The sequence below is a fragment of the Curtobacterium sp. MCLR17_058 genome, assembly GCF_003234705.2.
In the GTDB taxonomy this organism is placed as follows: Bacteria; Actinomycetota; Actinomycetes; order Actinomycetales; family Microbacteriaceae; genus Curtobacterium; species Curtobacterium flaccumfaciens.
In genome coordinates, this window is the sequence record NZ_CP126262.1 from 240,577 (window position 1) to 253,271 (window position 12,695).

Genomic DNA, 12,695 nt, shown 5'->3' on the forward strand with positions numbered 1-12,695 from the left:
CGCCACGGGCCTCCTGTCCGTCTCGGGTCGTTTCCAGCCCTACGCGACCGCGATCTCGTTGGGCACGCCCGGCAGCTCGTCGCTCGAGGCGATGACCTTGCCGGTGGTCAGGTCGACGGCGTGGATCTTCTGCTCGGCGGGGTCGGTGACGTAGGCGATGTCACCCTCGACCTTCAGGGCCGGGTGGGCGTCCTGCCACTCGGTCGGGCCCTCCCACGCGTCGATCACCGGGTACGACTCCAGCTGCTCGCCGGTGGTCTCGTCGAAGGTGTGCAGGGCACCGTCGTCGCCGAGCACGACGGCCTCGTCACCGGGGCCGCGGGCGAGGTCGCGGAACGTGAAGCCGACGCCGTCGGGCATGTCCGCGACCGTGTACTTCCCCGAAGCCGCGTCGATCAGGGCGATCTGGTCGAGCAGGTACCCCTCGCTGTCGGGGTCGTCGTTGTAGTCGCCGACGGCGACGGACGAGTCATCGGTGGTGAACAGGTTGCCGGTGCGGCCGTACTCGGTCGGGGCGTCGATCTTCTCGAACGCGCCGTCCTGGTAGACCAGGGCGCCGTCGGTGCAGCCGAACACCGCGACCTCACCCTTGACCGCACCCTCGCCGTGCACGTCGGGGCACTCCTCGGACCGGGTGATCTCCGTGCCGTCGGCGTCCAGGGCGCGCACGCCGGAGCGGCTCTCCTCGGTGCCGATGGTCGTCAGGAGCGTGCCGTCCTCGAGCTCGATCGCGACGCCGTGGTGGGCGGCCTCGGACTTCGTCGTCTCGACCTCGGGCAGGTCGGCTCCGTCGAGCTCGGTGTGGTCGAACGTCGTCACGTCGCCGGTGCCGTCGGCGAACAGGGCGGTGCGGTCGCCGTGGACGACCGCGTGGCCACCGGTGTCGGCGGGGAAGACCGCGTCGGTCAGGGCCGGCTCGGCCTGGGTGTCGAGGACCCGGAAGCCCTCGGGCACGGTGACGAGCACGTGGCGTCCGTCGCCGGCGGGGTTGACCCGGGTGAAGCCGTCGATCGCGTCGTCGGCCACCACCTGCAGGTCCTGGTCGAGGACGAGCAGGCCGCCGTCGTAGGTGAGGGTGATGCGGGTCCCGTCGGCCTTCGGGGTCGCAGCGGTGTCGGACCCGGCGTCGGTGTTCGTGGCGCACCCGGTCAGGGCCAGGGCGGCCGCGCCGAGCAGGGCGGCGGGCCACGCGGCCCGGAGCGTCTTCGTGTTCGTCATGTCGCTCACTGTATTGATTCTCATTCTCAATTACCAGTCGACAGGCCGTCGACGATGGCCTCGGTGTTCGAGCGCATCATGCCGAGGTAGGTGGAGGCGTCGCCGTCCTCCGTGAGGGACTCCGTCGCCAGCGGTCGGATCTCGACGTGCAGGTCGACCTCTTCCGCGAGTACCTCGGCCAGTCGCGCGGGCTGCGAGGCGTCGGCGAAGATCGTCCGGACCCCCGCCTCGTCGATGGCGTCGGCCAGGTCGCGCAGGTCGGCGGCGCTCGGAGAGGCCAGGGTGGTCCCGCTCGGGATCACCGCCCCGACGACCCGGAACCCGTAGTGGTCGGCCAGGTACCCGAACACGTGGTGGTTCGTGACGAGCGCCCGGCGTTCCTCGGGCACGGTCCGGAACGCGGTCGTCATCGTGTCGTCCAGGTCGCGGAGCTCGTCCAGGTAGGCATCGGTGCCGGTCGGCTCGATGCCGGCGTCGCGCAGGTCCTGGTCGAGGGCCTCGACCACGTCGACCATCCGGGCGGGGTCGGTCCAGAAGTGCGGGTCGGGGCCGCTGTCGTCCTCGGTGGTCCACTCCAGCGGATCGAACGCGTCCCCGGCGGTGGAGACCGGCACGCCGTCCGCGGCCGCCGCCGCGACGTGACGGGCGACCCCTTCTTCGAGCCCGAGCCCGTTCTCGACCACCAGGTCGGCGCTCCGCAGTCGTGCGGCTTCCTGCGCGGAGACCTCGAACGAGTGGGGGTCGGCGCCCGGGGGCATGAGGACCATGACGTCGGCCTGGTCCCCGACGACTTCGCTGACGACGTCGCCGAGGATGTTCGTCGTCACCGCGACGAGGGGTCGGTCGGAGCCGGCGGTGGTGCAACCCGTGGCGACGAGGGCGACGATCGCGGCGACGAGACCCGCGGTCAGGGCCCTGGTGCCGGTCACAGTCCGACCTCGGCGAAGGCGACGGGGGCGACGGGGAGTTCGATCGTGCGGGCGACCCGGGCGCCGTCGGCGTAGTCGATCTCGTGCACGGTGCCGTCCGCGGGATCGGCCAGGTAGGCGCGCTGGGCGTCGAGCTGCAGCATCGGCGCGGGGTCGTCTGCGCCGATGTCGATGAGCGCCGTCGTCGTGGACACCTTCCCCGTCGAGGCGGTCACGACGACCACCCGCCCGGAGTCGTCGACCCCGACGACGTGCTCGTCCTCGTCGTCCACCGCGACCACGGCGCGCAGGGGCCGTTCGGTCGGCACGAGCCGCCAGGAGCGCTCGCGCACGTCGAGCAGCCAGAACCCGGTGGTGCCGGCCAGTCCGGCGACGGTGGGCCGTCCGGCGCGGGCGGCGAAGGCGGTCGGACGCTCGGCGCCGTCGGGCAGGTCGACGAACGAGGTCTCGCCGGCGTCGTCCACCACGACCGCTCCGTCGGCGCAGCCCACGACGGCACCGGCGCGGGTGACGATCCCGCCGGCGGGGTCGGTGCAGGTCTGCGCGGTGTCGGCGGCGTCGGTCGCCTCGCCGTCCGCGTCGAGCACGCGGACCGTGTCGCCGTCGGCCGCCACGAGCTGCTCGCCCATCGGCAGCAGGACGCTCGCGTCGATCCGGGCGGTCTCGTCGACCTTGCCCTGGCCCAGTGCCTCGCGGTCGAGCACGACGGCCTCGGCGCGGTCCGGCCAGGTGATCGTCGTCATGGTCTCGGACGAGTGCACCTCGACCCGGCCACCGCCGTCGATCGTGCCGACGACCCGGGGCTCGGCTGCGTAGTAGTGCGTGTGGTCGCCGTGGTCGACGGTCCAGGACCCGCCGTCGACGATCGTCGTGCGGTCGGCATCGCTCGTCACGAGGAACCGGCCGTCGGTCGCCGAGTGCTCCGGTGCGTTCACGTCGTCGAGTTCGGTGGTCTCCTCGGTGAGCAGGTCGTGCAGCGCGGTCGCGCCGGTCGCCGACACGGCCAGGAGGCGCACCTGGGGTTCCTGGGACTCGCTCGCGCCCGCCACGTAACCGTGGGGACGGGCGGTGCCGGTCGAGCTGTCGGCCGACGGGGCGCCCGGGGAACAGGCGGTGACGGTGAGGGCCAGGCCGGTGGCGAGGCCGATGGTGGACAGGAGGCGCGCGGGGGCGCGGCTGGTGGTCGAGTGCTTCATGCTCCCTCTCGAGACGGTGCGGCGGATCGTGGTGCCGCCGGCGCGGCCGCGCGCGCCGGTGTCGGGATCGGGGTGCGCCGCAGGACGACGGCGGCCAGGGCGCGTGAGACCACGACGCTGGCGACGGCGACCGCGGCGATGCTCGCGCCGGCGGCGGTGCCGGCATGCCAGGAGACGAGCAGCCCGACGAGGACGGCGGCGGCACCGATGCCGGCGCCGAGGAGCATCGTCGAGGCCACGTGCCGGGTCCAGGCGCGGGCGGCGGCCGCCGGCGCGAGCAGCAGGCCCACGACCAGCAGGGTGCCGACGGCCCGGTACGAGGCGACGACCGCCAGGGTGACGAGCCCGATGAGCACGACTTCGGCCAGTCGTGGGTGCAGTCCGAGCGTCGTGGCCTTGCGGGTGTCGAACGCCAGTGCGGTGAAGGGCCGGTGGAACGCCACGGCGACGGCCAGGGCCACGGCTGCGGCGATCGCGAGGCCGCCGACGTCGGCCCGGGTGACGGCGAGGACGTCGCCGAACAGGATCGCGGTGACGTCGGTGGCGAACGACCGCGAGGACGACACGATGATCACGCCGAGTGCGAGCATCCCGACGAAGAGCAGGCCGATCGAGGTGTCGTACGACAGTCGTGCACGACGACGCAGTGCCCCGACGCCGAGCACCATCACGCCCGCGCTCACCGCGGCACCGAGCACCGGCGGGATCCCGGTGAGGGTGGCGATCGCGACGCCGGGCAGCATGCCGTGCGAGAGCGCCTCGCCCAGGAACGCCATGCCCCGGACCAGCACCCAGGTGCCGACCACGGCGCAGAGGACCGCCGCCAGGGAGCCGCCGACCAGGGCGCGCACCATGAAGTCGACGGAGAACGGATCGGTCAGCCAGGTCACGGTCCGAGACGCTACATGAAAACGAGTATCGATACTGATAGCGTGCTCAGGTGCCTGCGACCGAGCCGACCGACCCCGCCGAGCCCCGATCTCCCGTCCACCTGGACCGGGTGACGGCCGTCCTCGGCGACCGGACCGTCCTCGACATGCTCGATGTGACGTTCCCCGCCGGGGTCGTGACCGCGCTCACCGGACCGAACGGCTCCGGCAAGTCGACGCTGCTCGACGTGGTCGCCGACGTCGTGCGGCCGACCGCCGGGCGGGTGACGGGCCTCCCGTTCGACGGTGTCGCCTACGTGACCCAGTCCGTGCCGCCGACCACGCTCCCGCTCACCGTCCGCGCGGCCGTCACGATGGGGCGGTGGCGGCACCGCGCGTGGTGGCGGCCGCTCGGACGCGTCGACCGAGCGGTCGTCGACGCGCAGCTCGAGCGGATGGCGATCACGGAGCTCGCCGACCGGCCGATCGAGGAGCTCTCGGGCGGGCAGCGGCAGCGCACGCTCGTCGCGCTCGGGCTGGCGCAGCGTGCCGGGGTGCTGCTGGTGGACGAACCGACCGCCGGCGTGGACGCCGAATCAGCGGCGCTCGTGGTGGCGGCGCTCGCCGACGAGGCCGCGGCCGGCGTCGTGGTCGTGCACGCGGCCCACGACCCGGCCGCGATCGCCGTAGCCGACCGCATCGTCACCCTGACCTGACCCTGCCCGCGGGGGCGTGACGGTGTCGATCTCAGAATGCGGGCGCCAGATTTTCTGAGATGATGGCTTATGTCAGAAAATCTGACGGACCGAGTCTGGCTTCAGGGAGTGATCGTGACCACGTGGCCCGCGCTGCAGTACGAGGAACTCGACTGGGAGCGCCGCGACGCCGAGTACGGTCCGCGGGCGGCTCGACGCGGCACGGTTCGGGAATCGTACGCTGCAGCGGTTCCGCCCGCGATCACGGGACTCCCGATCGAGCTGAGCGACGACGTGGCGACCCTCGTTGACGAAGCCTCGACCGCGCTCGTGCGGTTCGACAGTGAACTCGGTGGTGAGGTGGCTTCGTTCGCCTCGCTCCTGCTGCGCTCGGAAGCAGCAGCGTCGTCGCAGATCGAGCACCTCACGGCGAGCGCTCGGCAGGTGTTCGCCGCCGAGATCGGTGCCCCCGGCAAGCGCAACGCAACCGCGATCGTCTCGAACACGCGTGCGATGCGGACCGCGATCGAACTGTCCGATCAATTGACCTCCGACACCGTGCTCGCGATGCACGAGGTCCTGCTCGAACACGACCCCCATCACGATGCTGGAGCGTTCCGGCGTGAACCCGTGTGGATCGGCACCGATGGTCGCAGCCCGGTCGGAGCCGACTTCGTCGCCCCGGCATGGGAACGGGTTCCGGGACTGGTCGACGACGTCATGGCCTTCGCGCGGCGACTGGACCTGCCTCGGCTGGCGCAGGTTGCCGTGGCCCACGCGCAGTTCGAGACCATCCACCCGTTCACCGACGGGAACGGTCGCACCGGGCGTGCACTGTTGCAGGCCATGCTGCGGTCGAACGAGTTGACGCGCAACGTGACGGTCCCGGTCTCAGCAGGCCTCCTGATCGACACTGCGGGCTACGTCGAGGCGCTGACGGCGTACCGCCGTGGCGATGTCGAACCGATCATCCGGCGGGTGGCCGAAGCCGCGTTCGCCGCGATCGGGAACGCGACGGAGCTCGTCGAGGACATCCGCAGGATCCGGAGGAGCTGGCAGGACCGGATCGAGGCTCGACGAGACTCCGGCGTCTGGGACGCGCTCGACGTGGTCGCACGGCAGCCCGTGTTGAACGCGACGGTGCTCGCCGCCGAGATGGGTGTCGTGACGAGGAACGTGTACCCGCACCTCCAGAAGCTCGTCGACGCCGGCATCCTGCTGTCGAAGAACGAGTACCGGCACGGCGTCCTGTACCGCAACGACGAAGTGCTCTCGGCGCTCGACGAGTTCGCCGCGCGGTCCGGTCGCCGGGGCTGACGCGGGCTCAGGCGGTCAGGGGCAGGCGACGGCCACCGGGCCGGTCGGCGTCGGGTCGGCCGCGACCGGCTCGACCGCCAGCACGGCGCTCGACTTCCGCAGCCCCATCGCGACGAGCACCACGGCACCGACGATCGCGACCCCGCCCGCCAGCCAGAAGTCGGCAGCCAGACCGAACGACGACACCGCGGCCCCACCGAGCACCGAACCGGCGGCGATCGCGAGCTGGATCGTCGTGACGAACAGCGCGAGCCCGTTCTCGGACCCGGCCGGCGACGCCGTCGACATCCACGTCTGCATCCCGAGCGGCAGCGCACCCCACACCAGGCCCCACACGACGAGCAGCACGAAGACCCCCACGACGGAGTGGGCGAGCAGCGGGAGCAGCACGACGGCCGCCGCGAGCACGAACTTCGACGCCCCGATGGTGCCGAGGACACTGCGGTCGAGCGTGAAGCCCGCGGCGAAGTTCCCGATGATGCCCGCGACGCCGAACACCAGCAGCGCGATCGTCACGGTGTCCGGGCCGACGCCGACGAGCTGCTGCAGGTACGGCGCGATGTAGGTGTAGGCGGCGAACTGGGCCGCGAAGACGAAGGCTGCGGCGATGAGCCCGACCCGGGCACGGGGGACGCGGAGCAGCGACCCGAGCGTGGCGAACCGCACCCGCTGCTGCGCGGGGATCCTCGGCAGCATCGCCAGCTGCAGGACGAGCGCGACGACACCGAGCGCCCCACCGATCACGAAGCCGAGGCGCCAGCTGGCGAGCGACGACACCAGGGCGCCGAGCGGCAGGCTCACGACGGTCGCGACGGAGACGCCGGCCGTGATGAGCGAGGTCGCGCGGATGGTCAGCTCGGGCCGGACGAGTCGCCCGGCGATCCCCGCGCCGATGGCCCAGAAGCCCCCGATGCCGACCCCGAGCAGCATCCGTGCGATGAGCAGCACCCAGAACGAGGGCGCGATCGCGGCGAGGCCGTCGGCGACGACGAGCAGCACGGTCAGGGACACGAGCACCACCCGGCGGTCGAGCCGCGAAGTCAGGACGGTGACGACCGGTGCCGCGACGGCGCCGACGAGTCCGGTGGCGACGACCATCAGGCCCGCGGTGCCGATGCCGACGTCCAGGTCGTCGGCGATGGCGGGGAGGAGCCCGATGGGCAGGAACTCGGACAGGACGAGCACGAACGACCCGAGTGCGACGGACGTGACGCTGAGCCACCCGCGGCGCGCTGCTGACGATGTCATGGGGGCATCAAGCCCCGGAGTGCGACGATCCATTCCCGGCCTCGCCGAGTCCGCTCCACAGGTGCGCGATCGTCGCCGCACCGTCGAGCAGGGTGCGCAGGTCGGCGCTCTCGTCGCTGGCGTGCCAGTGGTCCTCCGGCAGCCCCGTGCCGACGAACAGGACGGGGGCGTCGAACACCCGGCCGAGCAGCTCCGCGGGACCGCCCCCGGCGTTGCCCATCCGCCCGGCGGTCTCGGTGCCGTGCCCGAGCTCCATCGCCCGCACGAGCGCGTCGAGTTCGGGGCCCGACGGGGTCACGTACGGGTCCTGCCCGGTCTCCTCGGGGATCGTGAGCTCGTAGGTCACTCCGTCGGGCATCGTGTCCCGGACGAACCGGCGCAGCTGCTCGGCGACGGCCTGCACCCGCTGCCCCGGCACGGTCCGGATGCTGATCTCGGCCGTTGCCTCACGCGGGACCACGGCTCGTGGGAACCCGGTGGGGTCGCCTGCGAGCAGGGTCAGCACCTCGATCGACGGTCGTGCCCAGAGCCGCTCCTCGACCGAGTACCCCGCCTCGCCGGTGATCGCCCGGGTCTCGGTTCGCTCGACCCAGACGTCGGGGTCGAAGTCGAGTGCCTGCAGCTCGGCACGGCGTTCGTCCGTGAGCGCGTCGACGTCGTCCAGGAATCCGGGGATCGTGATGCGGCCCTGGTCGTCGTGCAGGGCCGCAAGCACGGTGACGAGCGCGTGCACCGGGTTCGGCGCGGGGCCGGACACGGCGCCGCTGTGGACGTCGCGCGCTGGCCCGGTGACGGTGAGGGTCGCGCCCGTCATGCCACGCATCGACGTGACGACGGCGGGGTTGCCGGCCTTCCACTGCAGCGTGTCCGAGAACACGACGACGTCGCACGCCAGCCGCTCCTGCTCGGCGTCGAGCAGGTCGGCGAAGTGGCTGGAGCCGAGCTCCTCTTCTCCTTCGACGAGGAACTTGAGGTTCACGGCCGGGGTGCCGTCCGGTCGGGTGGCGAGGTGCGCGCGCAGCCCCCACAGGTGGGCGAGCACCTGCCCCTTCGCGTCGGACGCCCCGCGCCCGTACAGGCGTCCGTCACGGAACACGGGTTCCCACGGCGAGGTCTCGTGCCACTCCTCGGGCTTCGCGTGCCGCACGTCGTGGTGGCTGTAGACGAGCACGGTCGGCAGCGCCGGGTCGACGAGCAGCTCGGCGTACACGGCCGGTGCGGGACCGGCCTGCAGGATCTCGGTCTCGAGGCCGAGCTCGCGCATCGCTCCGGCCAGCCAGTGCGCGGACCGGTCGACGTCGATCGCGCGCTCGGGTTGCGATGCGACGGACGGGATCCGCACCCACTCGCTGAGTTGCCGCACCAGGTGTTCGCGGTGCTCCTCGAGGAACCGCGCGACCTCGGCGCGACGGGTGTCGGGTTCGGTGCTGTCGGTCACGGGAGCGGACACGGTTCTCCGTTCGGTCAGGTGGTGCCGACCGTAGGAGCGGGTCCCTCCGGGTGGACCCGGATTGGCCTGGAGGCGCGGTGTGCGTCCGCTACGCGCCGCACCTCGGACCCGGTGCGGGTCCGGAGCCCGGTGTGGGTCCGGGACTCGGTGCGGGTCTGGAACGACTCAGGCGTCGAGCGCGCGCCGCGCGGCCGCGACGACCTCGGCGTCGGTGACGAAGTGCGCGGAGCCGTCGTCCCCGGCGCCCATCGGCACCCCGGCGTGCGTGCTGTCCGCGGCCGGACGCTTGGCCGACAGGTGCACGGCGGCGGCACCGGTGGCGAGCAGTGCGCGGACGTCGGCGGGGGTGACCCCGGCGCCGGCCATCACCTGCACGGGCCCGGCGGCTTCGACCATGCGCGCGATCGTCTCGGCACCGGCGACCGCGGTGGGGGCGGCGCCCGAGGTCAGGACGCGGGTGAACCCGAGCGCGGCGAGCGATCCGGCGGCGGCGACGGGGTCGGTCGCGTGGTCGATCGCGCGGTGCAGGGTGACCTCGGCGGTGGCGCTGACCGACCGGGCGGCGTCCACGAAGCGGCGGAGGGCGTCCTCGTCCAGGGTCCGGTCGGGGCGCAGGGCTCCGACCACGACGCCGGCGGCCCCGGAGCGCAGGACCGTGCGGACCTCGCGCACCATGAGCTCGACCTCGTCGGGGGAGTGCACGAACCCGCCCGGACGGCAGCGGACCAGCGCGTGCGCGGGGATCCCGGTCTCGTGGGTCGTCTCGACCAGGGCCTGGGACGGGGTGAGCCCGCCGAGCTCGAGCCCGACGCAGAGTTCGACGCGGTCGGCGCCGCCGTCCCGCGCGGTGATCGCACCCGCCGGAGAGGTGACGGCGATCTCGAGTGCGGCGGTGGTGCTCATGCAGGGGCTCCGAGCGGTTCGTTGGAGGCGGGGACGATGCGGGCGCGGAGGTCCGGTGCCGTCGGGAACACTCGATCGTAGGGGAACATCGGCCGCTCGATCCTGTGGTGCCCGAGGCGCAGCAGGTCCTGGTCGACACCGCCCGGGGTGAGCGCGAGCATCCAGTCGGCGGACATGTCGAACAGCTCCGGTTCGAGGTACCCGATCTTCACGATGACGACGTCCGCCTGCCGCGGCGCCAGGTCGAGGTCGGTGAAGTCGTGCTCGTGGTGGTACGGCTTCCGCAGCTTCGTCAGGATCGCGAAGACGCTGCCGACCTGCAGCACGACCTCGGTCTCGGCGTCTCGGTCGCCGTGCTTGATCGCGTGCACCCGGCCGGTCATCGTGATCGGGCCGGCATGCACGTGGTCGACCTCGGCACCGGCGGTCACGGTGATCGTCGCACCGACGCCGGCGTCCACCGCCGCGGCGACCGCGGCCGGTCCGGGCACGCTCGCGTAGATGACGGTCGGGCCGGACGGGTCCTGGAACTCCGGGCGGGCGAGCACCTGCGTCAGGCCCCAGGTCATGTCCCCGGAGCCGCCCGCCGTGGGGTTGTCGCCCGAGTCCGAGACGAAGTACGGCTTCGCGGCGCCCGGGGCGAGCGCGGCGTCGAGGCACTCCTCGAACGTGCCGGTGGGGGCGACGAACACGAAGTCCTCGCGGACGTCCCAGAACGCCGCCGCGAGCCGTTCGGCACCGGCGGCGACGGCGGCCTCGTCCCACCCGGTGACGACGGTGACGGCCTGGTCGCGGGGCTGGTCGGCCCACGCGTACCCGACCCAGATCGCGGCGTCGAGCACGCCCTCGGTCTGCTCGACGAGCGGGACCTGCGCGTACAGGGACTTCGCCGGCTCGAGACGGGTCGAGGTCTGCTCGCCGGGCAGCAGGACGGGGATCGGGATCCAGGCCTTCACGGGTCGCTGCGCACCGACGGGTCGTTCGGTGAGCACGTCGACGAGGTTCCGGACGGCACGCTCCTTCGTCTCGAGGGTGTCCTCGTGCGGGGCCATCCGGTAGCAGGTGACGAGGTCGACCTGGTGGGCGAGCTCGCGCGTGACGTTGCCGTGCAGGTCCATCGACGCGGACACGATGACGTCGGAGCCGACGACCGCGCGGATGCGACCGAGCAGGTCCGTCTCGGCGTCGTCGAGCCCCTCGACCACCATCGCGCCGTGGATGTCGTACCAGAGCCCGTCGACCGGACCCATCGCACGGAGCCGCTCGACGATCTCGTCGGCCAGGGCTTCGTACGACGCCCGGTCGACGATCCCGCCGGGTAGCGCGTGCCCGATGAGCGCCCCGCGGAAGTCCGCCCGGTCGGCCATGGTCGCCAGGAACGGGTACCGGGCGACGGCCTCGTCGCCGCGGTCCGGGTGGAACGCGGGGGCGTGGGTCCGGGTCGGCGTGAACGTCGACGTCTCGATGGCGAGCCCGGCGATGGCGATGACCGGGCGACGGGCACCAGCGGTGCTGGCGGGGGCGGCGGGGGTGACGGGACCGGTCTCAGACACGGACGCTCCTGTTCCTGGTGGTGGACTGGGGGATGGGCGCGGAGAGCTCCTCGAGCGAGGCGGCGAGGCCCCGCTGCAGCGCGAACTGCCCGGCGCCGACGAGCCCGGCATCGGCACCGAGCGACACCGGCTCGATGGCCAGGTGCTGGGTCATCAGCGGGTGGCAGCTCTCGTAGAGCTGGCTCCGCACGGCGGCGATGAACGGGTCGAGGGTCGACAGGATGCCGCCCAGGTACACGGCGTCCGGGTTGAAGAAGTTCACGTTGGCGGCGAGCACCTCGCCGAGGTACTTGCCCGCCATCCGCACGGCACGGGTGGCCTCGGGGTGTGCGTCCGAGGCGAGCCGGACGACGTCGGCGGTCGAGGCGACGTCGACCCCGGCGTTCGACAGGATCCGGACCAGGGCGGCACCGGACGCCACCGTCTCCAGGCATCCGGTGTTGCCGCACGAGCACGGGGTGTCCCCGGCGGCGTCGATCCGCACGTGCGTGATGTCCCCGGCCGCACCGGTCGACCCGCGGTAGAGCCGACCGTCGATGACGATGCCCGCGCCGATCGCCGAGCCGGCCTTGATCGTGATGGTCTGGCGTCGAGCCGGATCCTGCACGGTCTGCTCACCCGCCGCCATGCAGTTCGCGTCGTTGTCGACGATCGCCGGCAGGCCGAACCGGTCGCTCAGCCACGCGGCCACGGGGAACCCGTTCCACCCCGGCATCCGGCTCGGCAGGTCCACGACCCCGGCGACGACGTCGACGGGCCCGGGCAGGCTGAGCCCGACGCCCCGCAGCCCTTCGCGACCACGGTCGTCGGCGAGCCGCTCGAGCAGCGCGGCCAGGCGCTGGAGCCCGGCGGTCGGACCGTCGGAGAGCGCGAACGGGACGTTGGCGACCGACTCGAGCGCGCCTCCAGGCAGGACCACGCCGATGCGCGCGTGCCCGCCACCGACGTCCGCGGCGACCGCGTACTCGTCGACGCCGCCGATGCGGAGCACCTTGCGGGGGCGCCCGCCGGTCGAGACGTCCGTACCTTCCTCGGCGAGGATCCCGTGCTCCAGGAGCTGGCCGACGACGTGCGAGACGGTCGACGGGGCGGCTCCGAGCACCTTCGCGATCTCGGTCCGGCTGGCGGCCTGCCCCGAGGCGACGAGCTCGAGGACGCGGGCGCTGAGATCGGCCACGACTTTCTCCAATCCGGGCGGAACGGGAACGGAACACCGGTCGATGGTCCGTTCTGCCGCGAGCCTACGGGGCGGATCGAGCGGTCCACCCTTTCGTCCGTTCCGCAGTAACGCAGTTTTTACATCGAGATGTTTGTTTT

The 12,695-nt window shown here is 72.6% G+C and carries 11 protein-coding genes; 2 read left to right on the top strand and 9 right to left on the bottom strand.

The features are described from left to right. Window positions 1–39 precede the first annotated feature (39 nt). The 4 genes from DEJ11_RS01225 to aztB are packed head-to-tail and all read right to left on the bottom strand — an operon-like array spanning window position 40 to window position 4,233. Window positions 40–1,218 (bottom strand): hypothetical protein, encoded by a 1,179-nt coding sequence (locus DEJ11_RS01225; RefSeq protein ID WP_111054828.1) that lies wholly within the window; start codon window positions 1,216–1,218, stop codon window positions 40–42. Between the two features lie 26 nt (window positions 1,219–1,244). Further along, window positions 1,245–2,147 carry a metal ABC transporter solute-binding protein, Zn/Mn family gene (locus DEJ11_RS01230; RefSeq protein WP_502866906.1) on the bottom strand — a complete coding sequence of 301 codons (903 nt, stop codon included), beginning with the start codon at window positions 2,145–2,147 and terminating at the stop codon, window positions 1,245–1,247. Continuing rightward, entirely contained in the window at window positions 2,144–3,343 is a 1,200-nt protein-coding gene (locus tag DEJ11_RS01235) for a YncE family protein (RefSeq protein ID WP_111103333.1), read from the bottom strand. The genes DEJ11_RS01230 and DEJ11_RS01235 overlap by 4 nt, the downstream gene beginning before the upstream one ends. After that, complete coding sequence (gene aztB / locus DEJ11_RS01240; protein ID WP_111103334.1) at window positions 3,340–4,233, bottom strand: zinc ABC transporter permease AztB; 894 nt, start codon at window positions 4,231–4,233, stop codon at window positions 3,340–3,342. The genes DEJ11_RS01235 and aztB overlap by 4 nt, the downstream gene beginning before the upstream one ends. 50 nt (window positions 4,234–4,283) lie before the next feature. On the opposite strand from aztB, the gene DEJ11_RS01245 reads away from it, so the two are divergent. Then, window positions 4,284–4,928 carry an ATP-binding cassette domain-containing protein gene (locus tag DEJ11_RS01245; protein ID WP_258375350.1) on the top strand — a complete coding sequence of 215 codons (645 nt, stop codon included), beginning with the start codon at window positions 4,284–4,286 and terminating at the stop codon, window positions 4,926–4,928. Window positions 4,929–5,042: 114 nt separating this feature from the next. Beyond that, on the top strand, window positions 5,043–6,224 hold the full coding sequence (locus tag DEJ11_RS01250; protein ID WP_258375351.1) for a Fic family protein: 1,182 nt from the start codon (window positions 5,043–5,045) through the stop codon (window positions 6,222–6,224). 15 nt (window positions 6,225–6,239) lie between these two features. Here DEJ11_RS01250 and DEJ11_RS01255 read toward each other — a convergent pair whose 3' ends face one another. The 5 genes from DEJ11_RS01255 to DEJ11_RS01275 form a co-directional block, all read right to left on the bottom strand. Beyond that, on the bottom strand, window positions 6,240–7,472 hold the full coding sequence (locus DEJ11_RS01255; RefSeq protein ID WP_111103336.1) for an MFS transporter: 1,233 nt from the start codon (window positions 7,470–7,472) through the stop codon (window positions 6,240–6,242). Between the two features lie 7 nt (window positions 7,473–7,479). Continuing rightward, entirely contained in the window at window positions 7,480–8,910 is a 1,431-nt protein-coding gene (locus tag DEJ11_RS01260) for a M20/M25/M40 family metallo-hydrolase (protein ID WP_111103337.1), read from the bottom strand. A gap of 177 nt (window positions 8,911–9,087) precedes the next feature. Continuing rightward, window positions 9,088–9,825, bottom strand: coding sequence for a copper homeostasis protein CutC (locus DEJ11_RS01265; RefSeq protein WP_071245156.1), 738 nt, complete (start codon window positions 9,823–9,825; stop codon window positions 9,088–9,090). Next, the gene (locus tag DEJ11_RS01270) at window positions 9,822–11,378 is read right to left on the bottom strand and encodes a M81 family metallopeptidase (RefSeq protein WP_111103338.1); all 1,557 of its coding nucleotides are present in this window, start codon (window positions 11,376–11,378) and stop codon (window positions 9,822–9,824) included. Before DEJ11_RS01270 ends, DEJ11_RS01265 begins: the two co-directional genes overlap by 4 nt. Next, a complete protein-coding gene (locus DEJ11_RS01275) occupies window positions 11,371–12,555 on the bottom strand; it encodes an ROK family protein (protein WP_083404204.1) in 1,185 nt (394 codons plus the stop codon). Before DEJ11_RS01275 ends, DEJ11_RS01270 begins: the two co-directional genes overlap by 8 nt. Window positions 12,556–12,695: the final 140 nt, after the last annotated feature.

Excerpts from the sequence above, each read along its gene's own strand:
- DEJ11_RS01225 (WP_111054828.1), bottom strand. The coding sequence starts at position 1,218 with ATGACGAACACGAAGACGCTCCGGGCCGCGTGGCCCGCCGCCCTGCTC.
- DEJ11_RS01235 (WP_111103333.1), bottom strand. The coding sequence starts at position 3,343 with ATGAAGCACTCGACCACCAGCCGCGCCCCCGCGCGCCTCCTGTCCACC.
- DEJ11_RS01255 (WP_111103336.1), bottom strand. The coding sequence starts at position 7,472 with ATGACATCGTCAGCAGCGCGCCGCGGGTGGCTCAGCGTCACGTCCGTC.
- DEJ11_RS01265 (WP_071245156.1), bottom strand. The coding sequence starts at position 9,825 with ATGAGCACCACCGCCGCACTCGAGATCGCCGTCACCTCTCCGGCGGGT.